We start from the raw sequence: 25763 nt of genomic DNA, 5'->3' as shown, positions 1-25763 counted from the left end.
GGATGACAGCACTTTTTTAACTCACCATCTCACCACTTCACTATCTCACCATTTCACAACTTCACCATCTCACCACTACCCTCCCTGCTGGCCGCCACTGCTGCCTTTGCTGTCGTTGTTCTGGATGCTGCGGCGCCGGCGCTGGGGGGCGCTGCTATCAACCTTGCCGAAGCGGTAGCTGAACGACAGGCGCACGTTACGCTGGTAGCTGAAGTAGTTGCTGCGGCTAATAAAACGGTCGGTGGTAGTGGTATTACGGAAGTTGATGCCGGGCTGAAAGAACGTATTGGCGTTTAGCGTCAGGTCGGCTTTGTCGTTGAGGAAGGTGCGCTTCAGGCCCACCGAGTAATAGTAATAGCCCGAGTTGCGCGATTGGAGCTGTACCCATCCCGCGTAGTAGCCCGCGTAGAATTGCGCCGTGTATTTCTCCTTGAATTTGTAAGAAGAGTTAACGTTGGCGCCGTACATAAAGCGGCTGCTGGTGCGGTTGAGCGCCGGGCTGTTTAGGCGTATGTAGCTCAGATCGAAGTTACCACCCAGCTGCAAGCCTTTCACCGGTCGTACGGAAGTGTAGATGTTGGAGCCAATGGTACTGCTGCTAGCAATGTTGCGGAAGGTAGACTCGCTGCGGCCCTGCTCTGCGTTATAAAACAGTACTGACTCGATGGAATTGTTGGTGCGACGCCCGTAGAGCGAGACGGTGAGCGACGACTTTTCGGCGTAGGTGTTGTACGACAGGTCGATATTCTGGGTCAACTCAGGACGCAGCTCGGGGTTGCCGTAGGAAATGTTACGCGGGTCGGTTTGGTTAACGTAGGGGTTCAAAAAGTAGATCTGGGGGCGCTGAATGCGGCGAGCGTACGTAATGCCCAGCGTCTGGCCCTCCTTCTTGAGGTTGCGCGTAGCACTCAGGGTAGGCAGCACATTCAGGTAATCGTTGCGAAACCGGCCATTTTCACCCGAAAACTCACCCTTGATATCCGTGTATTCGGCCCGCGTGCCCACCGTGAAGCTGTACTTTTTGCCCAGGCTGAAGCCCAGGCTGCCGTACGCCGCCAGCACGTTCTGGCGGTAGTCGAAGGCATTGGAACGAAGGTCGTTGCGAGCGAAGTCTGCTTGCTGGCCCTTGCGCAGCGTATCCAAGTCGTAGTCGCTATTTACCTGACGCAGAATAGCTTTGGCCCCGGTTTCCAGCGTGGTCTTGCCCTTGAAAGGATGCACATAGTCGGTCTGGATGGTATTTTCGCGGTTCAGGGCTAGGTTCTCGCTCCGCTCCTGGTATTCCAGTGCGTTGCCGTTTTCTACTGCCTCAGGAGCACGAAACTGATCCAGCGTGTAGTTTTGGCGCGAGCGGCTCACGGAGTGCTGCCCCAACACGCTCCATTCGCGGCGGGGCTGGTCTTTGAAAGTGCGCGTGTAGCCAGCACTCACATCGTAGTTGCGCGAGGGCGTGCGCCGCCGAATGTCGCGGGTGTAGAGCGTATCCAGGCTGTTGTACTGCTCCAGCTGGGGCAGCACTTGGTACTGATTGAACAGGTCCTGGTCGTTGATGCTATGGTAAGCATTGCCGGTGAAGTCCAGCGTGAAACCGCTCTGCTCGGTAGGGTCGAAGGTGAGCCCTACCTTACCAAACCCGCCGCCGCCGCGCGACTTATTTTCCGTGTTCTGCGTGAGTTGGCCAGTGGCTCCGTCCAGGTAGTCGGTGCGGGAGCTGTTGCTGCGGCCGGGGTATTGATTGTAGAAGCCGCTGAGGCTGCTAGTGAAGCCTACCTTGCCGCGGCGGGCATTCAGGGCGCCGTTCAGGTTCTGGTTGCGGTTGCCTACTCCGGCGCCTACGCGCCCATTCACGCCCTGCAACGAATTCTTTTTCAAGACAATATTCACTACCCCGCCTGTACCCTCGGCATCGTACCGGGCCGATGGGGTAGTGAGCACCTCCACGGCCTTAATCTGATCGGCCGGAATCTGCTTGAGCGCTTCGGCCAGGTTGCCGGCCAAGATGGCCGAGGGCTTGTTATTGATAAGCACGCGCAGGTTGCTGGAGCCGCGTAGCTGCACGTTGCCGTCGGCATCCACGTTCAGCAGCGGGGTTTTGCGTAGCACGTCGGAAGCCGTGCCGCCGGTGTTAGTGGCGTCGGCCTCGGCATTGTACACAATGCGGTCGGGGCGGGCTTCTACTAATGGCTTCTCGCCTACTACGGTTACCTCACCTAGTTTCTGCGAGGTGGCTGCCAGCGTTAGCTGGCCCATGTTTTTAGCGGTGGCGCCCAGCGTTACGGTTTCGGTGCGGCTGGTGTAGCCTACAAAGCTAACTACCAGCCGGTAGGTGCCGGCCGGAGCCGTCAGCACAAAGCTGCCCTTTTCGTCGCAGGCCGCGCCGGCCACAGGCTTGTCGCCGGTAGGGGGTAGAAGGGCCACCGTGGCAAACGGCACAGGCTGCTTGCTGGCCTCGTCTAACACAGTGCCTGTGAGGCGAGTAGTGGTGCTCTGGGCCGTAGGCGTCGGCGCCGATTGAGCCTGTGCGGTATGGCCGTAGCCAAGTGCGCCGGCGAGCAGCAATTGAGTAATGTAATGCTTCATACAAGTATAAAAAGGAAGGCGATAAAGAGCACGGTAAGGAGCAGCCGGGGCAAGGATTCAGGAAGGGTAGCGAGGGTTGCACCGGCTAACCAACGCCAAACATAGATCAATAGGCATATAGATGATATTAAATTTCTATAAACTCAGCGTATGTCCTCATCAAAGTGCTAATTGCTTCAACAAAAGGCAGTAAAGTCCTATTAGCTCGCCAGCTATTTTCGTTGAAGAAAGCAGGGCATCTGGCACTGCCCGCGCTTGGTTTGTTGAAAATCAACTGGATGTAAAGCGCTAGTTTGTTACTTGTGACGGCCTACCCCTTGCGCTTGTTTATGTCCTTTTCGCTTTCTGCTACTGAGGCCGTGCACCACCGGCCGCGGCCCTGGCTGCCCGTGTGGCTGCCGCTTCGGCCGTGGCCCCACGTGGTGTGGCTGGCGCTGCTGCTGTTCACCGATTTTCAGCTGTGGTATGGCCAGATGGGTATCTATTACCACGAAACTGAAACTGGCTGGCACTTCTTTCTGAAGGCTTTGTGGGTAGATGCCGTCGACTGCGCCTTGTTCTACTTTCACTGGATGGTATTGTCGCGCCTGCTGCCGGCGCGGCGGCTGGTACTCTATGCCGGGGCAGTGGTAGGAGGCGTCCTGCTATTTGCCGCGTTGCGCATCGGTATCAGCGTGTTCTATGCTGAGGGGGTGCAGCAGGGCCGCTGGACGCTTACGTTGGCCCAACATGTGCGAATGCTCAGCAACTACCATGTGGTGCTAGGGCTGCTACTTATATTTCTCAGTGGCAGCTTGCGCCTGGCCGTCGATTATGTGCAGGAGCGCGACAACCGCCGCGAGTTGCAGGCCCAGCACTTGGTCACGGAGTTGTCGTTGCTGAAGGCGCAGGTAAACCCGCATTTCCTGTTCAATACCCTCAACAACATCTACGCCCTCACGCTGCAACACTCGCCTCGCGCTCCCGAGGCCGTGTTGCGCCTATCTGAAATTATGCGCTACGTGCTCTACGAAAGCGGCTCCGACACCGTGCCGCTGGCTCGGGAGCTCACGCACCTGCGTGGCTTCCTGGACTTGCAGCGCCTGCGCCTACCCGGTAATGCCGCTGCGGCTGTGCAGCTGCATACAGACCTGGCGCCCGGCGCCGAATACGTATTTCCGATAGCGCCCATGCTGTTGCTACCCTTGGTCGAGAATGCCTTCAAGCACGGCCATCTGCTGGCGCCGGCCCCCGCCATCAGCATTGCGCTACAGTTGGATGCGGTGGGTGCGCTGTATTTTGTGGTGCGCAACACGGTGGCCGATCCGTCGCCTGCCTTGTTGGAAAGTGCCGGGGGGGTAGGGCTGCCCAACCTACGGCGGCGGTTAGAACTGCTCTATCCACAACGCCATGAGTTAACCATTAGCACCACAGGGCAGGCGTTTTGCGCTACCCTCGCGGTGCAGCTGCGCCCTACGGCCGTTATTTTATAAGCTTATGGAAAGCCCTTCCGCGCTGCGTGTGTTGTCCTGCGTCCTCATCGACGACGAGCCGCTGGCTCTGGATGTGCTGGCTAGCTATTGCGCCCAGTTGCCGTTTCTGGCCGTGCAGGCTCAGTTTCACGATGCCGTTGCAGCACTGGCGTTTCTGCGCACGCAGCCCGTCGATGTGGTTTTCTTGGATATCCAGATGCCCGGCCTCAACGGGCTGCACCTAGCGCAACTGCTGCCCGCCCCCGCTCCACGTATCATCTTCACTACTGCCTACGACCAATATGCCGTGCGCAGCTACGAACTGAACGCTACCGATTATCTGCTCAAGCCTGTAGCGTTCGAGCGGTTTGTGCAGGCCGTGAGCAAGGTATACGGCGGCGCAGAACGCAGTGAACTGGCCCTGCCCGCATTGCCGGCAGAGCCGCCGCCCGAAGCTATTCTGGTGCGGCACGATGGCCAGCTTCGTCGGGTGGCCTTCTCTGAGATTCAGTACATCGAAGGCCGCAAGGAATACCTGCTGCTGCACACCACCCAGGGGAGGCTGCTCACGTTGCAGTCGTTCCGAAGGGCCGAGGAAGTGCTACCGCCGGCCCGGTTCGTACGCATTCACCGTTCCTACCTCATCGCCCTGGCGCATGTGGAGTACCTGGAGCGCGGCCGGGTACGGGTGGCCGGCCAGCTCCTGCCCATCGGCGACACCTACCGCGAGGTGCTGCTGGAGCGGCTGCGGGGGTATCAGCAGTTGTGAGGGTAGGGAAAAGTCCACCGGTCTTGTTGAGCGAAAGCGTGTCGTCTGAAAGCAGCAAATAAAAAGAACGTCATGCTGAGCGGAGCCGAAGCATCTTTACCGATAGTGAATTGATTACTCACGGTAGAGATGCTTCGGCTCCGCTCAGCATGACGTTCTTATGCTCTGGGGCGCTTACGCCTCAAGACGTACTGGCCTACGAAGCCAGCTTCTTGGCAATCTGGGCAGTGTGCTTGCCCTGGAAACGGGCGCCTTCCAGCTCGTTTTCGCTGGGCTGACGCTCGCCCTGGCCGCCGGCCACAGTGCTGGCGCCGTAGGGCGTGCCGCCAGTTACTTCGTGGTGGCCCATCTGGCCCTGCCACGCGTAGGGTAGGCCCACCAGAATAATGCCGTGGTGCAGCAGTGCCGTGTGCATCGCCCGGATGGTTGTTTCCTGACCGCCGTGCTGGGTAGCCGTGCTCACAAAAGCGCCGCCCACTTTGCCCACCAGCGCACCTTTCGCCCACAGGCCACCGGTGCTATCGAGGAAAGCTTGTATTTGGCCGCACATGTTGCCGTAGCGAGTAGGGGTGCCAAGGATGATGGCGTCGTACTCCGTCAGTTCGTCGGGGGTGGCTACTGGTACGTGGGCAAAGGCTTTTTGCGCTTCGGTGGCGCCCGTTTTATCAAGCACTTCCTGGGGTAGGGTTTCGGGAACGCGCTTTACCACTACTTCATTACCGTCTACTTCGCGGGCGCCTTCGGCAATGGCTTCGGCCAGCTTATACACGTGGCCGTACGTGGAGTAAAATAGGATGAGTGTTTTCATGAGCGAAATAAAAAGGGATGAAAAGGAAAGAGGAACCGGCACCTACCGGTAGGGTAATATATGTACATACATTAAATAATGCTATATAGTTGTGCTGTTGAAATTTAGCTAATTTTTAAAATATTGATAGTGAGTATGTTGATAAATAAAATGCCGTAACTATGTTATCCGTTGCAACCTTGCCCAGGGTAGGTAGCATCTACCACACACAACTGTTAGCCACGCCCTTTATCTGCTTCCTATTTTACTGTTCTGCGTTGTATGTTGCATCCGTACTGCTGCCCCTGCGCCTTTCAAGCTATTCCTGTACGCTCTTTTGCTGCCTACCCTGGTAGCGTGGCCCAATGAGTGCGCTGGCTAGTGCCTTTGGGGTTTCGGGGGCGTTGCGCGGCTTGCTCAGCCGACAAACGGCCGAAGAGGTGCCTGCACCAACTGCCGCCGTGCGCCGCCTGACGCCCCCCGCCCAGCTCACCGAGGCCGAGCTGATTGACGGTTGCCTGAACGGTAGTCGCCTGATGCAGAAGCACCTCTACGAGCGGTTTGCGCCGCGCATGATGGCCGTGTGCCTGCGCTACGCCCAAACCACCTTCGAGGCCGAAGATGTATTGCAGGAAGGCTTCCTGACGGTGTTTAAGAACCTGGGCAGCTTCCGGCGGGAGTGCCCGCTGGAGTTCTGGATCCGGCGCATTATGGTGAATGCCGCCCTGCGCCAGCACCGCCGCAACATGCCCCTGGTAGCAGTGAGCGACGGCGGCGACTACCCCGAGGACCTGGCCGGGGAAGAATTTGTACTGGCCAACTACGCCTTTGAAGACCTGCTGGGCGTGGTGCAGGAACTGGCCCCACGCTACCGCATGGTGTTTAACCTGTTCGCCATCGAAGGCTACAGCCACAAAGAAATTGGGGAGATGCTGGGCATCTCCGAGGGCACCAGCAAGTCGCAGTACTCGCGGGCCCGTGTTATTTTGAAGACCAAACTTGAGCGCCTCGACGCGCAGCATTCTCATGGGCACCTCCGCAAATAAAGCCGCCCCTACCTCTCCGGACCCCCGGCCTACCGGCGACCTGGAGTACCTGTTCCGGCAAAAGCTGGGCGAGGCCGAAGTAGCGCCCCGCCTCCAGCTGTGGGAACAGCTCGACCACGACTTATTGGTTCAACAAAACGAAACCTACCGCAAGCGGCTGCTACTGCACCGTTGGGTGGCGGCAGCCTGCGTGTTGCTGCTGCTGGGTGCAGGCAGCTGGTTGGGCGTGCAACAACTGCAAACCGCCACTTCCCCAGAACTAGCCACCACCACCACTCATGCCGCGGCCGACTACTCCGCTACTGCCGCTGAACGCCGGGCCGCCGCACAAGCCGGCTCCCTGGCAGAAGCTGGGACTGTACTCGCGGGCCAAGGAAAGAAGGAGTTGGACATGGCCGCCGAGCTTGGAGAAACATCTGCTGGCAATCAGCTACTGGCCGCGCTGTCGCAGCCGGAGGGGGGCTCGATGGGTAGGTCTGCTTATACCAGGGGGCAACTGGCTGGCGCTGGTGCCAGTGCTTCTGCTGGGTTTGCTAATACCTTCTCGCGCAACGGTTCGCCGGTGTTTGCCGCGTATATGCCCGCTACCACCGAGGCCAGCCACGGGACCGAGGCTAGCGCCAGCACTTGGGAGTTGCTTACGGCGCGGGCGGCTCGGCTGGGCTCGGCTCTGGGCCACTTCACCCACCCCGATACGCTGAAGCCTTCCTTACTGGCCGCGCCGCCCATGCTAGCTGCCGCGATGCCACCGGTGGAGGAAGAAGATAAAAAGAAGAGAACATTGGGCGGCTGGCGTTTCGGCGGTTCGCATGCTGTATCGGCGTTCAACCCCAACATCAATTTTGCTCAGGCCAGCGCCCAGAGTACTGCTTCGGCCATCAACAACCTGGCGTTTTTGGATAGCCGGGGCGTGCAGAACGTGGCGTATGAAGCGGGTGCTGCTGAATACCGCCAGAACCTGCGTGCTGGGGTAGGGCAGCGCATGGCCCTTACGGCAGCTCGCCCCGTTGGCAAGCACTGGGTGCTGCTGGCCGGTGTAGAAGCCGCCGAGTACCGCGCCTCCTCCGAAACGTCGTTTTCGTCGGTGGCGCAAAGCGAAACGGCCTACGCGGGCCGTGCTACGGCCGCGTATCAGGCTGCGCCTAATTCGTTCTCGAACAGTGCCGCGTATGCCCGCGACGCGGTAGCCTACACGGCCACGCCGCGCGCCACTTCTTACCGCTACCGCACGGTAGGCGTGCCCGTGGCCGCTCGCTATGGCTCGCAGAGAACGGGGGTATCGCTCTACGCGAAGGTAGGCGCCGCCGTAGACTTGCTGCTGGGCAGCCGGGTAGAAGTAGCCGACGAAGACGCAGCCACGCGGGAGTACTCGCTAAGCACTGCTAACTCGCCCTACCGTCAGGTAATTGCCACCGTGCGCGGCGGCGGTGGGGTGCAGTACCGCCCGGCTGGTGCCACCTGGGCCATTCTGGCTGGTCCTACCGCCGAAGCCGGCCTCACTACCCTCAACCGCGACCCTGCCCAGGCACTACTGCGCCGCTCGCGGCCATATATGGTAGGGGTAGAAGCCAGCGTAGAGTTTGGCGGTGGCAAGGCCGTAACTGTGCATTAATAAATCATTCTACACCTAGCGCCTCTACTGTCTTATGAAATTCATGCTGACTTTGCTGAGCTTGGTGCTGTTGCTGGTAGGATGCAGCAAAGACGATGGTTTGCCCGATGCTATTCAGGCTAAGATTGCCGAGCTGAAGAAGAGCCCCAAGCAGAATCCACCCGCCGCGGTATACAGTTACCTATACCACGGGCAGGTCGTCTACACAATCTCCAGCAACTGTTGCGACCAGTTCAATTACCTATACGATAAAGACCTGAATATCATCTGCGCCCCCAGTGGTGGCTTCACCGGCCGCGGCGACGGCCGGTGCCCTGACTTTGCTGCCAATGCCACGCAGGAGCACTTGCTATGGCGTGACCCTCGCTAAGGCGTCGGATTCTCTCAATCTATTATATAGATATCTAGCAGTGTATTTCTAGTTCAGTATCAATAAGAAGCCCCACGTAGTACACTGCGTGGGGCTTCTTGCGTTAGGACCTCATGTGAATTTCGCCCAAGCAATTATCAGTAGCTAATGGCCTGCTTGTGGTAGGTGCTGAGGCTCTTTAGGTTGGGTTGCAGGTAGGGCACAGCAAAGTGCGTATCCGCAAAAAAGGCCTGTTGCTGTTGCAGTTGCGCTTGCAGGGTAGGGCTGGCAGTGCGTATAAGCTGCCGTATGGTTTTGCCCCGTTGGTCAGTCACGGCTACTTCTAGTTTTGTACCCGTGTGTTGCACTTGCAGTGTGCCATTGGCGGGCAGCTCCACCGCAACCTCCTCAAAGCCGGGTAGGGAAAACCGGACGGTAGGCGCTACGCCTTCCGCTTGGATAGCATATGTGCCAGTGGCCCCCGTCTGATAATGCGCCCGTAGCTGTCCTGTGCCCACGGCTACGGCAAAGGCTACATCCGTCAGCGTCGAGGGTAGGCGCGGTTGCACCACCACTTCGTTGCGCAGCATATCGGGCCGTATGCCCAGGAAATACTGGTACCACACGCGCAGCTGCTCAGCATTAGACCACGCCTGCAAAAACGTGCCCGAGGGCTTGCCCCGCGTCTGGCCGGGGCGGGGGAGGGCGTCGGCGTTTTCGCTGAGGCTGCCCACGGCGCCCTCGGCCAGCGCCTGGTGGTTCATGCGCTCAAAGAGCTGGTAGGCAATGTCGGGCTGATTCTGTTCCAGCATCCGCTGCATGGCCATACCGTTGTTCCAGAGCCAGACGGTGCCGTTGTGGTAGGCCGCGTCTTTGTGGTAGTAGTGCCAGTTTTCGTGGTATGGATGAAAATTTGGGTCGTGCTGACTGAGCGAGGCCACGCCCCACGGATACACCAACTCCTGCCACACCAGCTTGGTGACCTGCATCCGACGCGCCGGGTCGGGCACCAGGGGGTAGGCGTAGAGCTGGTTGGGCCGCAGCTGAAAGTCGCGCTGACCGGCGGCGGTGAGGCGGTCGGCCATGTAGAGGTGCTGCGCATCGAAGAAATCTTGCGGAAAGTGCTGTTTCACCTTAGCCGCCACGGCACGCCACTGGCGGGCGTTGGCCTCATCGTGCAGGTAGTCGGCCAGTTGAGCGCTGGCTAGCAGCTGCTCGTACCACAGCGCCTGAATATCGTTGGCGCGGTTGCCGCGGGGCGAAAGCGGCGTCACATTCTTGATTTTCGCGTCCATCCACGTGTCGGCATCGTCGTGGGTGAGGTAGCCGCTGGAATCTACCCAATACTTTAGGGAGCCTTCAGCGGCGCGCTTCACAGCGGGGTAAAACTCCCGAATGGCGGCTGTGTCGCCAGAGTAGCGCAGATAATCCAACATTTCGATAACGAAGCGCGGCGTGCCATCGGTAGTGTTGTAGATGATGTCGTCGGGGCGGGCGCGGTTGGGCACGCGGCCATACTCCTTAGAGGTAGGATCGAGGTTCTGGAACTTGGCAAACGACAGCAGAATCTTTTTAGCCGTAGCAAACTGCCCCGCTACGAGGCAGGCGCCCGGTAGGGAAATGAACAGGTCGCGGCCCCAGTAGTCGTTGAACCACGGCAGGCCTGCGTAAATGCCCCAGCCCTGCTGGTTGGTCACCAACTCGTCGGTGGTCAGCAGCAGCCAGGGCAGGGCTTTGTCGAGCTGTGGGCTGTTGCTGGCAACGGGGTTTGTGTTGGCTACCAGCGTGTTCATGCGCTGCTGGCGTTGCTGCAGCCACGCCTCGTGGTGCTCCCGAAACTGCTTCAGCAACGCCAGCACATCCTCTTTAGAATGACCGTACACCAGCACAAACCCGCCGCCGCCGGCCGGGGCGCTCAGGGCACCGTTTTGCACCGTCGCAGCCACCGATTGCCAGGGGGCTACCAGGATGCGGTGGGTAGGCGCTTCCTTCGGAATCAGCCATAAGCCCTCCGGCGCTGCCGCCTCAACTGTCGCCAAGTCGCCGGTGGGGCGCCAGGTGAGTTGCTGACCCTTAACATTCGTAAGTTTAATCCCTATTACGGGTTGGTTATCATAGAGATACAATTCCTCGGTGGCCGCAGCAAAGGTGCGTTGCAGCTTGTAGGGGTACACGCGTACGCGGGCCGTCCGGCGGTCCAGCGGGGCACCATCTACCAACACCTCGTAGTCGTGTAGTACGCGGTGGGTGGCAATGTTCCAGCCAGCATGCCAGGCCGGCTGCTCATCGGCGTGGGTAGCAGCATAATAGTAGCCCGACTGCTTATCAGTAAACGAAAACTCGCGGTTCTCGGCGGGCGTCACGTCGATGGCTAGCTGATTGAGAAGCATGGTGGGGGTAGGGGCAAGGGTGGGTACGTGCAGATGAGTAGAGTTGCACGTGGTTAGCAGCAACCCTGCTAGTACGGTAGCCAGGTAGGCGACTGTTTTCATGAAAAGTACGTGGCAAAAAGTAGCGTGAAAGTTAACCAAGGGTGTCAGTTGGACAGATAACAGCATAGAGTGGTGCCGCAAGACACGCTATTTAACTACGGCTTGCAAATAGGTTTGCTTGTCTAGGCAAACAGCACAAGTACTAAAAATGTCAGTGTATAAGTATATAAAATAATGTAATAATTATAATTCAAGTAAATGGTAATTTTTTATAAACTAATGACTTATGATAAGATTATTGACTTATTTATGTTTTAAGGTATGCTTATATTTGTGGCCACCTTCTTTTATGATTTATATTCTATGACCAGTGCTTCCAAGCATTTTACAATGCCAACAGGCTCCTCTTCTTCGCCGGAAAGCGAACAGCTATGGCGTGGGTGGGCTGAGAAGCACATCATAGAATTAGAACAAGCATTGGCCGCTGCGCAGGCGCAGGCGCAGGTGCAGGAGGCTCGCTTTCAGGCACTGCTGCAAGCACTGCCGGGGCACACTGTAGTGGCCACAGCCAGTGGGGAAGTGGTGGCAGCCAACAGCCATAGCCGTGCGTTGCTCGCATCAGCCCAAGCGCAATTGCCGGAGCAGCTGCTCGATATAATACGTACCGCGCCGCACCAAACCACGCAGCCGCTTGCAATGGATGGTAGTCACTACGAGGTAGTAGCCCAGCCAGCAGGAACCGAAACGGTGCTGTACCTGCACGATACTACCGCCCTGCACCGCGCCGAAGCGGCCCTGGCTACGCAGCAGGAATTCTACGAAACAATTCTGCACGAGCTGCCGGCAGAAATTGCCGTATTCGATGAGGCGCATCGCTACTCTTTCGTCAACGAAACGGGAATTACAGACTCGGAGCTACGAAATTGGGTGATTGGGCAAGACGATTTTGCGTATTGCGCGCACCGTCAGCGGCCCCGCGAGCTGGCCGTGCGCCGGCGCGCGTGTTTCAACCACGTGGTGCAAACGCGAAAGGCAGCTATGTGGGAAGAAATGGAGCCAGCTGAGGGCGAACCGCTGTACATACAGCGTCATTACCGCCCCGTATTTGCCTCCGATGGCTCCTTACGCATGGTGATAGGCATGGGAGTAGACGTGACGGAGCGCCGCCGCGTGGAAAACCAACTCGTAGAGCAGCGGACCTTCTATGAATTTGTATTAGACCAGTTGCCTACCGATGTAGGCGTTTTCGATAGCCAGTTCCGCTATCTGTTTGTCAATTCTCGCGGCATCAAAGACCCGGAAACCCGTAAATGGGTGATAGGCAAAGATAATGCTGCCTATTTCAAGCGCACCGGGCGGCCCGAGTCGATGGCCCACGAGCGGCAGGCCCAGCTAGAGGCGGCGGCCCGCGCCGGCGAGCTGATCACCTACGAAGAAACCTTCACGCGGCCCGACGGTGACCGGCACCTACTGCGCTGCCTCCAACCCGTCTTTCACCCCGATGGCTCTCTGCACCTAATTTTGGGCTATGGGCTGGATGTGACGGAGCGTGTGACTACGGAGCGTGCCCTGCGCCACGCCAAAATCACGGCCGAGTCGGCGGTGCGGGCGCGGGAGCTGTTCTTGGCCAATATGAGCCACGAGATTCGCACGCCCATGAACGCCATTCTGGGCATGAGTCAGCTGCTAGCCAAAACGTCACTCACGCCTACCCAGAGCAGCTACCAGGAGGCTATTACTACCTCGGCCGAAAACCTACTCGTCATTATCAACGACATTTTGGACCTCTCGAAGCTGGAAGCGGGCAAAATGGCGCTGGAGCAGGTAGGCTTTGGGCCTACCTTGCTGCTGGAGCAGGTAGAGCAAACCCTGCGCTACAAGGCCGCCGAAAAAGGCCTGCGCTTGCGCACGGAGCTGGACGAGCGCCTACCCCAGGTGTTGCTCGGCGACCCATACCGCATCACGCAAGTGCTGCTTAACCTGGCCGGCAACGCCATTAAGTTTACGGAGCGCGGCGAGGTGGTGGTGGCCTGCGAGGTGGTAGCTACCCCACTGGCGGCCACTGAGGTAGCGATACTGTTTCGGGTGACGGACACGGGCGTAGGTATTGAGCCGGAGTTTCTGGCGCGCATTTTCCAGGAGTTCAGCCAAGAAGATGCTTCCGTGACGCGCAAGTTTGGCGGCACCGGCCTGGGCCTGTCCATCTGCCGCAACCTAGTGAAGCTAATGGGCGGCGACGTGCAGGTGAGCAGCCAGAAAAATCAGGGCACGGTGGTGGAGTTTACGCTGTGCCTACCCATTGGTGCCACCACCGACCTGCTGCCCCAAACCATTCTGCCCGAAGACAGCGCCATCCGGCAAAACCTGCGCTTCAAGCACGTGCTGCTGGTAGAAGACAACCGCTTCAACCGCCAGATTGCTCGCACCTTCCTGCAACAAGCCCAGGTGCAGGTAACCGAAGCCGAAAACGGCGAACAGGCTGTAGAAATGGCCCAGGCCCAGCCCTTCGACCTAATTCTGATGGATATTCAGATGCCGGTGCTGGACGGTTATGGGGCTACTGCTGCCCTGCGCCAGCAACTCCAAATTACGACCCCCATTATTGCTCTCACAGCCAATGCTATTAAAGGCGAGCGGGAAAAATGCCTGGCCGCCGGCATGAATGGCTACCTAGCCAAGCCCTTCCAGGAAACGGCGCTGCTCCAAGTAGTAAGCGAATGGATGGCCCCGCACCACGCGGCCCCCATACCTGTGCCCGCCCCACCCCTGTTCCGGGTAGACGAGCTGCTGCGCCTCGGCCAGGGCGACCAGGAGTTTGTGCGCTTCATGCTGGAAACCTTCCTGGAAAGCAGCGAGGAATTGCTGGTCGAGTTCACCCAGGGCTTGCAGGAAGGCAACCTGGCCCGCCTGAAAACGGCTGCCCACACCCTCAAGCCCGGCCTCACCCACCTCGGCGTGGAGCACCTGATACCGCCCGTAGCCGAGCTAGACCAGTGGCAGGAAGACTTTCAACTCGATGCCCTCACAGCGCTGGTGCTGGCTATTGCCCCGCCCCTGCGCGAAGTGATGGACCTGATGCGCGCCTACCTGGCGCTGTGAAATAGTGAAGTGGTGAGATGGTGAGTTAAAACGCGTCTGTCATCCTGAGTGCAGCGAAGGACCTTATGCCCGTTGAACGAGTCGTTGCTACGATTTCCGTTCTCACGTGATAGGGTCCTTCGCAAGCTCAGGATGACAGACGCGTTTTAACTCACCATTTCACAAACTCACCATTTCACAAACTCACCGCTTCACTATTTCAGCTCCTTCCCCGCCACATCTTCCCAGCGGTAGTAGTGGAAAAAGCGCCCCTCCGACATCACCACAAACAAACCTTTCGGGAACTGCGCGTTCAGCGGCACGCTGGTCACGTCGGAGCCATCGCTGTGCAGGGCGTCTACTTTGATGACTTTCACCAGCGCGTGCGCGTGGTTTTTGCCTTCTTCTCGGCGGTAGATGTGAAACTGGTTGGCGCCCTGGTCTGATACCAGAATATATCCTTTCTTCTTGCTGGTTTTATAGATGCTGATGCCCTCGTGGTCTTCGGTGAAGCCTTGGGTAGCAAACAAACTCAGCTGCTCGTCGCCGCGGACAGGGTCGGCGTAGTACTGGCGCACGCCTATGCCTTCGTCGGAGTAGTACACGTAGCCCAGCTCGTTATCTACAGCAATGGATTCGATTTCCTTGCGGCCGCTGTAGGTGCCAAACTTGCGCACCAGCGTCATTTTCACGTGGCCGGTGCTGTCGTCCTCTAGCCGGTACTGCCAGAGGTAGCCAGTGGTTGGGCCATCTTTGCGGCCCACAATCGCAAACATCGCCTTGTCAGAAGGACGGGTGTAGAGGGCAATGCCCATAGGTAGGTTTTGCGCTTCGCCCGTGAAAACGGGTAGGCCGCCGTTGTCTACCGGCTGCATATCGGGTAGGCGGAAGATACGCAGGCGCTGCTGCTCGCGCTCCGTGGTCACGGCAAGGTCGGTGGGCTGGCCGCCGAGGGGTAGGCCATAGGCTACGTCCACGTTGTTGGGGCGCCGGAGGCCATGCACGGTGCGGCCGGGCACTTCCTTGCCTTGCAAATCAAAGACATACAGCGCCCCGTCGGAATTCTTATCGGTGCCGATAATCAGGCTTTGCGCCGGGTCTTTGGGGTTGATCCAGATAGCGGGGTCGTCGGTGTCGTAGCGCACCGGGTCGGAAATGAGGGTGGCCTTGAGGGTCGGGCCGGAAGCCACGCCGGGTGTAACCGGCGGGAAGGTAGGGCGTTGGCAGCCAATGGATAATAACAGAACGGCTACGCAAGCGCGGGATAAACGGGACATTCGGGAAGTGAAAAGCTTTGTAACACGAAGCTCTGCTTCGCGACCGTCAGAACGAGCTACAAAGGCCTGGCAAAAGCAAATGGCGCGCACGGTCGCGAAGCAGAGCTTCGCGTTACTATCCTACAAATCAAACTTCAACCCAGCGTTGAAGCGAGCATTGTAGTACTCGGTCTGCAACGTGCGGCTGCGGGTGCCCTGGTAGTAGCGCAGGGGCTGGTTGGTGAGGTTGTTGGCCTCCACAAAAAAGCGCAGCTTGGGTGTGAAAGCGTAGCCGGCGTTGGCATCGAGCTGCAACTGGTGGTCGAGGTGGCGGAAGGTGGTGCTGCCGTCGGAGAGTGTGAGCGACGCTTCGTCGGGGTCGATGAAGCCGCTGTGGCGGTTCACGGACACGCGCAGGGTCAGGCGCTTGCTTTCGTAGGAAAGCGAGGTGTTCCAGTTGTGCTTGGCGGTGCCGGGTAGGCTGGTGCGCTCGGCCAAGCCGTTGGCGCGGGAACTGGTGTAGGTGTAATTGGCGTAGATGCCCAGCCCGCGCAGCACGCCGGGTAAGAAATCGAGCTGGCGCTGCACGGCAATTTCGGCGCCGCGCAGGGTGGCAGAGTTGCCATTCAGCGGACGGCTGTAGCGCAGGAACGTGTTGCCGGTTACGGGGTCGGTGTAGTTCAGCTCCGTGGTCGTAAACACAAAGTTCTCGATGTCTTTGTAAAACAACCCGCCCGAAATCAGCCCCACCGACGTGAAGTAGTGCTCGGCCATCACATCGAAGTTGGTGGAGGTGGTGGCTTTCAGGTTGGGGTTGCCCTCAGTCAGCTCGTTGGCCGAGGCGTCGATGGTGCGGGTAGGGGCCAGGGCGGCGTAGTCGGGGCGGGCCAGGGAGTTGGTGTAGGCTGCCCGCAGGATGGTGTTGTCGGTCAGGTTGTACTTGAGGTGCAGGGCCGGCAGCACGTTGGTGTAGCTGTTGATGCCCGTGGCGTCGGTGGTCGGGCCTTCGCCGGTGGCATCGGCCGGAATGGTGGCCTGGTAGCGAATGTAGGTATGCTCCACGCGCACCCCCGCAATGGCCGAAAACCGCGCGCCCAGCTGCTGGTTCAGCATGGCGTAACCGCCCGAAATCCGCTCATCGGCCCGGAAGCTGACCGAGAGATTGTCGTAGGTATTGTCCTCGTAGGTGGCGTTGAACTGCTGCTGAAACGCGGGTAGCGCCGAGTTTTGGGGCGCTGGCCCTACTTGGTAGCGCACGCCGCCGCCGTTGGCCAGGAAGTGGTTGTCGGTATAATCAGCGGTAGGAATGGCCGCCCAGGTAACCTTCTCATCTGTTTCCAGCACGCCCCGGCGCTGCTGCACTTCTTTGTGCTTGTCGCGGTAGCGGCCGCCTACCTTCAGGCTGTTCATAAACGGCCCCTCGGTTTGCAGGGGTAGGAGCAGGTCGATGCGGCCGTTCAGGTCGCGCTCGTGGGTGTTGTCGTTGCGAAGCTGAAAGCGGCGGAACGGGATGGTGGCGTAGTTGATGGGCGCAGCCGGCTCCACGCTGGGGTGCTCCTCGTCCACGGTGTTGGGGCGCAACGAAATGGTACCCGTGCGGAAGCTGATGTAGCTTTCCTGCGGTCGGTCTTCGGAGGCGTAGGCGTAGGTGCCGGCCCAGGTGAGGCGGGCGCGGCTGGCAATCAGGTGCTCCCCGGAGAGCGTGTTGCTGAAGGTTTTCTGGCGCTCCAGGCGGGCGTTGTGGCGGTTGTCGCTGCCGCCCTTGGTTTCAATTTCGTAGCGGCCGGTGGTCAGGCCGTTGCTGCCGGGCGCTTTTAGGCCCGAGTAAATAGCGCGGTAGCGGTTCTCAAAATCGTCGCGCACATTATATAGGCTGCGCAGGGTGATGGTGGAGTTGGGCGACAAGCGGTAGTCCACCGACACCGAGCCGCTGCGTCGGATGCGCTGCACGTCGTATTTGCGGATTTCCTGCTGCGTGAGGTAGTCCCGCCCGCCTTCGGTCCGGTCCCAGGCCGCCTCCACGTTGTCGGAACCGAAGCGGTGATTGAAGTAGGAGCCGCTGGCGATGATGCCCAGCTTGCCATCTAGGAAGCGGTTGCCAACTACTAGTGAGCCCAGGTAGGGCACTTTCTTCGAGAGAAAGTTGTAGCCCGCCCCCGCCGTGCCCGAGATGCGCAGGCCGTTAGGCGCGGCGCGGGTCACCAGGTTGGCCGTACCGCCAATGGCGTCGGCGTCCATGTCGGGCGTCAGCGTTTTGCTGACTTCAATGGTCTGCACCATGTCCGACGGAATCAAATCGAGCTGCACGCTGCGGGTGCCGCTTTCGGCCGAGGGTAGCCGCTCGCCGTTCACCGTCACGGAGTTGAAGCGCGGCTCCGTACCCCGAATCAGGCCGAAGCGGGCCTCGCCCTGGTCGTTGAGCACCGTGATGCCCGGTACGCGCTTGAGGGCGTCGCCCACGTTGGCGTCGGGGAAGCGGCCAATCTGGTCGGCGGCCACCACGTTGGTGATGTTGGCGTTGGTGCGCTGCTCGTTCAGGGCCTTGGCCTGGCCTTGCAGGCGGGCGCCCAGCACCTGCACCTCGCCCATCTGGTTGGTGCCCGCGCTCAGCTCAATAGGTAGGGTGGTGGTAGCACGGTCCGTCACCGTTACAGTGGTCGAAAACTCCTGGTAGCCGAGATAGGAAACCATAACCCGGTGCGTGCCCACGGGCACATCAGCCAGCAGGTAGGCGCCGTCGTCATCCGACACGGCGCCGCGGCCCAGTTCCGGCAGCCGCACCGAAGCCCCCGGCAACGACAGGCGCGTGCCATCCAGCACCTTGCCTCGGATGGCACCCGTTTGGGCCAGCAGCACCGGCGATAAAAACAGTGTTAAGACGCTCAATAAAAGCAAACGATGTAAAAAATAGGGCATAAGCCAGTCGAAAAATGAAGATTCGATGAAGTCGACTGCAAAGCTCTTAGCGGTATATTGCCTTGGGTTGTTGAAATTATTACGCTTGTGTTAAGAGTAGGAGGGTTGAAATAAATACTATAGACGAAGTAATTGCTAAATGAATAAGCTAACTGTAGCATTCATCACATGTATTCTGGCAAGCAGTTGTCGAGAAAAAACCGGAATGCAGCTCAATCAACCTATTCTTCTTAAAGATCAGGAAACAGTAGACTTGCTGTTGCCAACGGGGCCTGGTCAACTCACTGTAGAAATGATTTGTGATGAACGTTGTCCCATTTCACTCAATTGTATTACAGATGGAGGGGCCAGTGTATGGGCATCTATTCGTACCCAATCGGATTCTACCGGTTCTGTAATGCTATGCTTGGGCGCGTGTAACCCAAAGCCACACTATTCAGGTGATTCAGTTGCCGTAACAGTTGCCGGCCGAAACTACTGGCTTTGCTTATTGCGTGTGACGCCCTACCCTGATTTTCCTGATAAGCCAGAAGCAGATAAGAAAGCGCTACTACGCGTTGCTGTCCGCTAATTGATTACAGACGAAGAATTTAGTTCTATCGGTATTTTCCGCTCAGGGAGCTTGTGCCACTTCATTACCTTGCGCTATACCTATAAACAGCTTGTGGCTGGATTACGCTAATTTGTAGCACGTTACCCTAGCGGAACATTTCGATTTAAACAGATCCGTTTTATTATTCTAACTCTACCTATTTCAATGAAAACTGTATTGTATGCGGGTGCCACTGTATTGTGCCTACTCACCAGTTGTGAAAAAGACCCATTTAATCGATTACCAAACGCGACCCAGAAGGGCAAGAATACCGCGGGCTTTATGCTAGACGGGGAAGCTTGGTTGCCAGAGGGCAAGTATTTAACCTCCACAACGAAGGGAGTAAACGGGTATTGGCGTGGAAACTCAACCATAGGGCTTAGCTTCGTACAAGTCAATACATCGAAGGGGAGAGACTCTGGGCTTGAAATCCGAATCGTCGGCATCCGGCAGCTGGGCACGTATTCGTTAGGCCAGGATCCCCAACTAGCATTAGGGGAGCGTCGGCAAGGATATGCTTCCTTCTTTATCAGTCAGCCTGCTCCTTCTATTCAATATTACACCGGTCCGACAGCCCCTGGCACAGTGACCATCACGCGCCTAGATACCATCAATCGTATTGCCTCAGGCACGTTTGACTTGACGCTGCTGGAAGATGGCGGCACGCACACAGTATGCATTACCAAAGGCCGCTTCGATGTGCGCTTAGCAGAGTAGCCGTCCGCCGGTCCGACGCCGCAGGCGTCCGACCGATATCGTGGCATGAGCTTCGTGCTGACGCTACCCTCGACTGGCACAGGTGTCAGCCACGATATCGGTCGGACGCCTGCGGCGTCGGACCGGCAGGCGTCAGATTCTCCTCGATTATTTCCCTTCCCAGGAAACCTCCCCGCAGCGAATTCGGTTATCATAGGCTACCTTTTCGGCCTACTTTTCCCGCTGCATGAACTACCAACTTACCTCGGAATTCAAGCCGACCGGCGACCAGCCCACCGCCATTGCCCAACTCGTGGAGGGCATCAACAACGGCGAGCCGGCGCAGGTGCTGCTGGGTGCCACCGGCACGGGCAAAACCTTCACCATGGCCAACGTCATTGCCGAAACCGGCAAGCCGGCTCTCGTGCTCTGCCACAACAAAACCCTGGCCGCGCAGCTCTACGGCGAGTTCAAGACGTTCTTCCCCAACAACGCCGTCGAGTACTATATTAGCTACTACGACTACTACCAGCCGGAGGCCTACATCGCCAGCACCGACGTGTTTATCGAGAAAGACCTGGCCATCAACCAGGAAATCGAGAAGCTGCGGCTGCACTGCACCTCCACGCTGCTCTCGGGTAGGCGCGACGTGATTGTGGTGGCGTCGGTGTCGTGCATCTACGGCATTGGCAACCCCGAGGAGTTTGGCAAAAACGTCATTTACATGGCGCCGGGGCTGAAATTCTCGCGCAACAACCTGCTCTACCAGTTCGTGCAGATCCTGTACTCACGCACCGAAGCGGAGTTTACGCGCGGCTCGTTCCGGGTGAAGGGCGACACCGTGGACGTGTTTCCGGCCTACGCCGACTACGCCTACCGCATCTTTTTCTTTGGGGATGAAATCGAGGCCATTCACCGCATCGACCCCATCAGCGGCAAGAAGCTGGCCGACGAGAAATCGGCAACGCTCTACCCCGCCAACCTGTTTGTGACGGGCAAAGACACGCTGAACGAGGCCATCAAGCAGATTCAGTTTGACCTAGTGCAGCAGCACGCCTACTTCGAGAAGGAGGGTAGGGACTCGGAAGCCAAGCGCATCATGGAGCGCACAGAGTTCGATTTGGAAATGATTCGGGAGCTGGGCTACTGCTCGGGCATCGAGAACTACTCGCGCTATTTCGACGGCCGCCAGCCCGGTAGCCGCCCCTTCTGCCTGCTCGATTATTTCCCCGACGACTACCTGCTGGTGGTAGACGAAAGCCACGCCACCATGCCCCAGATTCGGGCCATGTGGGGCGGCGACCGGAGCCGCAAGACGGCTCTCATCGAGTACGGCTTCCGCCTACCCTCCGCCTTCGACAACCGCCCGCTCACGTTCAATGAGTTCGAGAGCATGTACCGGCAGGCGGTGTTCGTATCGGCCACGCCAGCCGACTATGAATTGGCTCAAGCCGACGGCGTGGTGGTGGAGCAGATCATCCGCCCCACCGGCCTGCTCGACCCCGAAATTGACATTCGCCCCAGCATCAACCAGATAGACGACCTGCTGGACGAGGTGGACGAGCGCGTGAAAATGGGCGACCGGGTGCTGGTGACGACCCTCACCAAGCGCATGGCCGAGGAGCTGCAAAAGTACATGGAGCGCCTGGGCATCAAGTCGCAGTACGTGCACTCCGATGTGAAGTCGCTAGACCGGGTAGAGATTCTGCGGCAGCTGCGCCTGGGCGAAATCGACGTGCTGATTGGGGTGAACCTACTGCGCGAAGGGCTTGACCTACCAGAAGTTAGCTTGGTAGCCATCCTGGATGCCGACAAAGAAGGCTTCCTGCGCGACCAGCGCAGCCTGATCCAGACCATGGGCCGCGCCGCCCGTAACGACCACGGCAAAGTCATCATGTACGCCGACCGTATGACCGGCTCCATGCAGCGCGCCATCGACGAAACCAACCGTCGCCGCGCCACCCAAATGGCCTACAACGAGGAGCACGGCATCACGCCGCGCACCGTGAAGAAGTCGCGGGAGGCCATCATGGGCCAAACGTCCGTGGCCGACTACCGCGTAGTAGAGCCCAAAGCGTACGTAGGCCCCAGCGAGGAAAGCGCCCTGGCGCTGGCCGCCGAGCCTATCGTATCCATGATGAACCGCACGGACCTGGAAAAGCTCATCAAAACCACCGAAAAGCAGATGGAAGCCGCCGCCAAAGAGTTGGACTTCCTGCAAGCCGCCAAGTTCCGCGACGAGCTGGCCCAGCTCAAGCAGATGCTGAAAAGCAAGCGGGAGTAGCGAAATATCAGCTTGCTATAGTAGCAGAGCCACCTATCTTGGTGGCTCTGTTTATTTTTATCAAGGCAAGATGATGAATACCCTGAAACGTACGGCCGGAATCCTTGGACTACTGTTACTCTTATCCTCTCCTGCTGCCATTGCCCAAACGCGGTACCACTTTATGCAGATGACGGTGGCAGGGCGCATTCCCTTTCGAATTTACTTTGCTCCAGCCTTCAAAGGTCAGACAGGAGTAGAGCTAGAGAAAGGTTTTCTCACGTTGTCGCAAGACAAATTTGCAGATCGTTTACAGCGAAACGACAGTTTTGTGATGCAAAAGCTAGAGGAGTTTTCAGCCGATGGTTGGGAACTAGTGACGATAACCAGCCAAACCGGCGGAAAAGACGAAACGGACTACGTGCGCTATCTATTTAGAAAGGCGTATTAAGAGTTTAGTAACGCCCGTGCCGCGGCTAAGTGCGCCTGCTTGCCGGCTTCGCGGCGTTGCAGGGCCGTGCGCGTCCAGTAGCGGTGCTCGCTCAGAAACTTCACTTGTAGCTCTTGCCAGGCACGAAGGTCCTGCATTTTGTCGCGGGCTTGCAGCTCTTGCAGTAGCGTGTTGCTGATGGGTAGGAAATCGGGACGGCCGAGGTAGTCGAGGTCAGCATCACAGAGAATCTGGGCCAGATGCGAGTCGCCGGGCGCCTGGGGCATCTGCGTGGCCATAATCAACTCACAGATGCGCTCAATCTGCGCGGGGGCGTAGTCCATAGCGGGTAGCACCTGATGGGCCAGCGCGCAGCCGGCTTCCTCGTGGCCCTGGTAGGTAGTCAGGAAACCTGTATCATGAAAAAACGCCGCCGTGCGCAACAGCGCCCGCTCCTGCGCGTCGGTAATGCCCTCAGCATCAGCCAGCGACTCGGCCTGCGCTACCACATCCAGGGTGTGGTGCAGGCCATGGTAGTAGAGGGTAGGGGAGAGGTGCTGCAACTGGTGCAGCACATAGGTTTCGGCGCGTTGGCAGTCCATACGGTGTCGGCAAACGAAAAAGAAGCAGGCGTAAGTACAGGAAAATTACGGTGTCAGCCACTTTATGCTCCTATCTTGCAGAGATGATTTTAGCTGCTGGCTATTGGCTATTAGCCGCTAGCTTTCAGTAGCTATTCCAGAATGGGAGCTACTAGCCAACCGCTATCAGCTAACAGCTACTTACTATGACACTACTCGCACGCTGGCAACAACTGGTGGGGATTCGCGCCGAGGAAGGCCGCACCGTTGGGCTGTTCTTTCTGCACAACTTTCTGCTGGGCATTGGTACCATCCTGGTCTACGTGTCGGCCAACGTTATTCTGCTCGAAAACCACCCAGAGCGCAACCTCCCTTTGGCCTATGGTGTGGCCGCGCTGGCCATGCTGGCCGCCGGCCGGATATACGCCCACTACGAGCACCACCTAGGGTTGCAGCGTGTGGCAGTGCGGGTGCTGCTGGCCGTGGTGGTGCTTACAGGCGTGTTGGGCGTGCTGGTCTACGCGGGACACTCGGTGGCGGCGGCCGTGGCTATTATGGCTGGCTATAGGGTTATCTATTTGCTGACTAATCTGGAATTCTGGGGCGTGTCGGCGGTGGTGTTTGATGTGCGGCAGAGTCGGCGCCTGTTCAGCGTGATCAGCTCCGGCGACATGCCCGCCAAGGCCCTGGGCGCTGTGCTGGCCATTCTCATTCACCACCACACCGAACTGTTGTGGCTGCTGCTCACGGCGTTTGGTGCCTACCTGGCGGCCTTGCTCACGCTGCGCGCTACCTCACGCCGGCACGAAGTAGCCGTGCAGCCCACCCGCCGGGCCACGCGCCAGGAGGCCGTAGCGCCGGGCTTGCAGCGTTGGTTTGGTAGCAGCCGCCTAGTGCTTTCCATGTGCCTGAGTATGTTAGCTATTGCCATCGTGACGACGGGCGTAGAATACTCGTTTTTCGTGAATGTGAAGCACCGCTTTCACGACCAGGCCCTGGTGATGCGCTACGTGGGCGGCGTGCTGGTACTTACCTACTTGGTGGCGTTGATCATGAAGCTCTTGCTTACCGGGCAGGCGCTGGACAGGGTAGGAATGCGCCGCGTGCTGCTGGCCCTACCCGTAGTGATGCTGGGGGCGCTGGCGCTGTTTGGTGGGTTGCATCTGAGCGGTATTGCCAACACGATGCTGTATTTCTGCGGCTTGTTTCTGACGTTGGAAGTGCTGCGCCGTGCCGTGTTCGACCCGGTGTTTCTGGTGCTTTTTCAGCCCCTCTCGCCGCCCGAGCGCCTGGAAGCACACACGTTGGCTAAGGGCGTATACGAGCCGCTGGGTATGGGGCTGGCGGGCGCGGCGCTGTTCCTGCTGTCCAGCCGACAGGGGATAACGCAGGGTATGATGTTCGCGTGGCTGGGGGTGTTTCTGCTGGTGGTGCTGTTCTACCTGCACCGCACCTACGGGCACTACCTGGCCGAGCTGCAACACGCCGTGCGCCGCCGCTTCGCCGACGACACCGATGCCGTGCCTACGCCTACCGCAGAAATCGAAAATACGCCTGCTACACCGGCCGAAATCCGTCAGCTTATCGCTACCCTACCCGACAAAGCCCGCCGCGCTGCTGCCTCGGCCCGCTTGCTCCGGCTCGGCACCACGGCCCTACCCTTGCTCACCGAAGCCCTGCGCACCAGCACCGACGAGCACATCATCCGGCGGGTAGCGCAACTGTGCGGGCGCTTGCCGGTAGCGGCCAGCCGGCAGGCATTAGTAGAGCTGGTGCGTCAACCCAACCTGTTCCGGCGCGAGGCCGGGCTGCGGGCGCTCCGGTCATTCGACCCGGCTGTCGCCGACGAGCCCGTGTTTCAGGACCTGGTGCAGGAGGAGCTGCGCCTGGCGCAAGAGCTGCTGCACGGCCAGGCTGCTGCCCCCGATATGACCCTACGCGACAGCCTGGAATATGAGCTGACGCGCCTGCAACAGCGGGTGTTTGGCTTGCTGCTCCAGCTCTACCCACCCCAGCTTATTGCCGATGCCCAACGTGGCGTGGCCCACGCCGCCCGCGAGCGGCAGGCCAACGCCCTCGAAATGCTCGATAATCTGATTGCGCGTCCGGTGTACCAGGCCCTACAAACGCTGCTAGACGTGGCGCCTCCCGCGGCCAAGGCCCGCCGCTTCGAGAATATGCTAGGGCCAGCGGCTGCTTCTGCCCCTTTCACTGAAATTATCATCCGGCGCGGCAGCGCCGCCTTTTCCGATTGGACCATTGCGGTGGCGCTGCGCCAGTGGCACCCTACCCCCTACACCATCGAGGCGCTGCTGCCACACCTGCACAGCGCCAGTCCGTTGGTGCAGGAAAGCGCCCTGGACGTGCTCGACCGTTTTGCCCACGACGCGCCCGAGGGCTTTCAGTTTCTTCTTACCGCTCACCCTACCCTAGCTTCCCTGCGCATGCACCACGCTGCTTCCGCCTCCCGCATTTCAGCCGCCGAACGAGTAGCCCTGCTGAAAAACACCGCGCTGTTTGCCGCTACCCCCGAAAACGTGCTCAGTAGCATTGTGCCCATTATGAAGGAAGTGACCTTCGATAAAGGCCACCAGATCTTTGCCAAGGGTGACCTGGGCACGTCGTTGTTTATCGTGTATGAAGGGGAGGTAGGCATTTTCACCGGCGCCCAGCAACTGGCCACCTTCCGGGCCGGCGACTTTTTTGGCGAACTGGCCCTGCTCGACGCTGAGCCGCGTTCCGCCTCCGCCGTAGCGCAAACCCCCGTCACCGCCTTCCGCCTAGACCAAGAAGATTTCTACGACGTGATGGAGGAGCGCGGCGAGGTGCTGCGCAACATTCTCCGCGTGCTCTGCCAGCGCCTGCGGCGACAGAATGAGGCGGTGAAGGTGTGAGATGGTGAAATAGTGAGATGGTGAGTTTTTC

17 protein-coding genes are annotated in these 25763 nt (G+C 58.8%); 11 read left to right on the top strand and 6 right to left on the bottom strand.

Features of this window, described 5'->3' with window-relative positions:
• Nucleotides 1-75 precede the first annotated feature (75 nt).
• Nucleotides 76-2580, bottom strand: a complete 2505-nt coding sequence (locus H8B15_RS14400; protein WP_187320369.1) for a TonB-dependent receptor — start codon at nt 2578-2580, stop codon at nt 76-78.
• A gap of 329 nt (nt 2581-2909) precedes the next feature.
• On the opposite strand from H8B15_RS14400, the gene H8B15_RS14395 reads away from it, so the two are divergent.
• A complete protein-coding gene (locus tag H8B15_RS14395) occupies nt 2910-4052 on the top strand; it encodes a sensor histidine kinase (RefSeq protein WP_187320368.1) in 1143 nt (380 codons plus the stop codon).
• A 4-nt stretch (nt 4053-4056) separates the two neighbouring features.
• Complete coding sequence (locus H8B15_RS14390) at nt 4057-4800, top strand: LytR/AlgR family response regulator transcription factor (protein WP_246455497.1); 744 nt, start codon at nt 4057-4059, stop codon at nt 4798-4800.
• 196 nt (nt 4801-4996) lie between these two features.
• Here H8B15_RS14390 and wrbA read toward each other — a convergent pair whose 3' ends face one another.
• Nucleotides 4997-5608, bottom strand: coding sequence for an NAD(P)H:quinone oxidoreductase (wrbA, locus tag H8B15_RS14385; RefSeq protein WP_187320367.1), 612 nt, complete (start codon nt 5606-5608; stop codon nt 4997-4999).
• Nucleotides 5609-5952: 344 nt separating this feature from the next.
• Here wrbA and H8B15_RS14380 point away from each other — a divergent pair, with 344 nt between their 5' ends.
• Genes H8B15_RS14380 through H8B15_RS14370 form a run of 3 tightly spaced genes read left to right on the top strand, consistent with a single transcriptional unit; the run spans nt 5953 to nt 8615 of the window.
• Nucleotides 5953-6633 carry an RNA polymerase sigma factor gene (locus H8B15_RS14380; RefSeq protein ID WP_187320366.1) on the top strand — a complete coding sequence of 227 codons (681 nt, stop codon included), beginning with the start codon at nt 5953-5955 and terminating at the stop codon, nt 6631-6633.
• A complete protein-coding gene (locus H8B15_RS14375; RefSeq protein ID WP_187320365.1) occupies nt 6614-8245 on the top strand; it encodes a hypothetical protein in 1632 nt (543 codons plus the stop codon). Before H8B15_RS14380 ends, H8B15_RS14375 begins: the two co-directional genes overlap by 20 nt.
• Nucleotides 8246-8279: 34 nt before the next feature.
• Nucleotides 8280-8615, top strand: coding sequence for a DUF6970 domain-containing protein (locus tag H8B15_RS14370; RefSeq protein WP_246455493.1), 336 nt, complete (start codon nt 8280-8282; stop codon nt 8613-8615).
• Nucleotides 8616-8752: 137 nt separating this feature from the next.
• Here the strand turns inward: H8B15_RS14370 and H8B15_RS14365 are convergent, their stop codons facing one another.
• On the bottom strand, nt 8753-11086 hold the full coding sequence (locus H8B15_RS14365; protein WP_187320364.1) for an amylo-alpha-1,6-glucosidase: 2334 nt from the start codon (nt 11084-11086) through the stop codon (nt 8753-8755).
• A 330-nt stretch (nt 11087-11416) separates the two neighbouring features.
• On the opposite strand from H8B15_RS14365, the gene H8B15_RS14360 reads away from it, so the two are divergent.
• A complete protein-coding gene (locus H8B15_RS14360; RefSeq protein ID WP_187320363.1) occupies nt 11417-14125 on the top strand; it encodes a hybrid sensor histidine kinase/response regulator in 2709 nt (902 codons plus the stop codon).
• A 194-nt stretch (nt 14126-14319) separates the two neighbouring features.
• Here the strand turns inward: H8B15_RS14360 and H8B15_RS14355 are convergent, their stop codons facing one another.
• Both H8B15_RS14355 and H8B15_RS14350 read right to left on the bottom strand, forming a co-directional pair.
• Complete coding sequence (locus H8B15_RS14355) at nt 14320-15381, bottom strand: phytase (RefSeq protein ID WP_187320362.1); 1062 nt, start codon at nt 15379-15381, stop codon at nt 14320-14322.
• Nucleotides 15382-15501: 120 nt separating this feature from the next.
• Nucleotides 15502-18276, bottom strand: coding sequence for a TonB-dependent receptor (locus H8B15_RS14350; RefSeq protein WP_187320361.1), 2775 nt, complete (start codon nt 18274-18276; stop codon nt 15502-15504).
• Between the two features lie 139 nt (nt 18277-18415).
• Between H8B15_RS14350 and H8B15_RS14345 the strand changes: the two genes are divergently transcribed.
• The 4 genes from H8B15_RS14345 (at nt 18416) to H8B15_RS14330 (ending at nt 22278) form a co-directional block, all read left to right on the top strand.
• Complete coding sequence (locus H8B15_RS14345; RefSeq protein ID WP_187320360.1) at nt 18416-18847, top strand: hypothetical protein; 432 nt, start codon at nt 18416-18418, stop codon at nt 18845-18847.
• Between the two features lie 186 nt (nt 18848-19033).
• Nucleotides 19034-19585, top strand: coding sequence for a Riean_0653 family protein (locus H8B15_RS14340; protein ID WP_187320359.1), 552 nt, complete (start codon nt 19034-19036; stop codon nt 19583-19585).
• Nucleotides 19586-19811: 226 nt separating this feature from the next.
• Complete coding sequence (uvrB, locus tag H8B15_RS14335) at nt 19812-21848, top strand: excinuclease ABC subunit UvrB (protein WP_187320358.1); 2037 nt, start codon at nt 19812-19814, stop codon at nt 21846-21848.
• 70 nt (nt 21849-21918) lie between these two features.
• The gene (locus H8B15_RS14330; protein ID WP_187320357.1) at nt 21919-22278 is read left to right on the top strand and encodes a hypothetical protein; all 360 of its coding nucleotides are present in this window, start codon (nt 21919-21921) and stop codon (nt 22276-22278) included.
• Here the strand turns inward: H8B15_RS14330 and H8B15_RS14325 are convergent.
• Nucleotides 22275-22859 carry an HD domain-containing protein gene (locus H8B15_RS14325; RefSeq protein WP_187320356.1) on the bottom strand — a complete coding sequence of 195 codons (585 nt, stop codon included), beginning with the start codon at nt 22857-22859 and terminating at the stop codon, nt 22275-22277. The two genes, H8B15_RS14330 and H8B15_RS14325, sit on opposite strands and share 4 nt — an antisense overlap.
• Before the next feature lie 185 nt (nt 22860-23044).
• On the opposite strand from H8B15_RS14325, the gene H8B15_RS14320 reads away from it, so the two are divergent.
• Nucleotides 23045-25732 carry a cyclic nucleotide-binding domain-containing protein gene (locus H8B15_RS14320; protein WP_187320355.1) on the top strand — a complete coding sequence of 896 codons (2688 nt, stop codon included), beginning with the start codon at nt 23045-23047 and terminating at the stop codon, nt 25730-25732.
• The last annotated feature ends 31 nt before the right edge of the window (nt 25733-25763 follow it).

The sequence above is a fragment of the Hymenobacter citatus genome, from assembly GCF_014333615.1.
GTDB lineage: Bacteria > Bacteroidota > Bacteroidia > Cytophagales > Hymenobacteraceae > Hymenobacter > Hymenobacter citatus.
The sequence above is the reverse complement of the archived record's forward strand: the minus strand, read 5'-3'. Positions and strand labels throughout refer to the sequence as shown.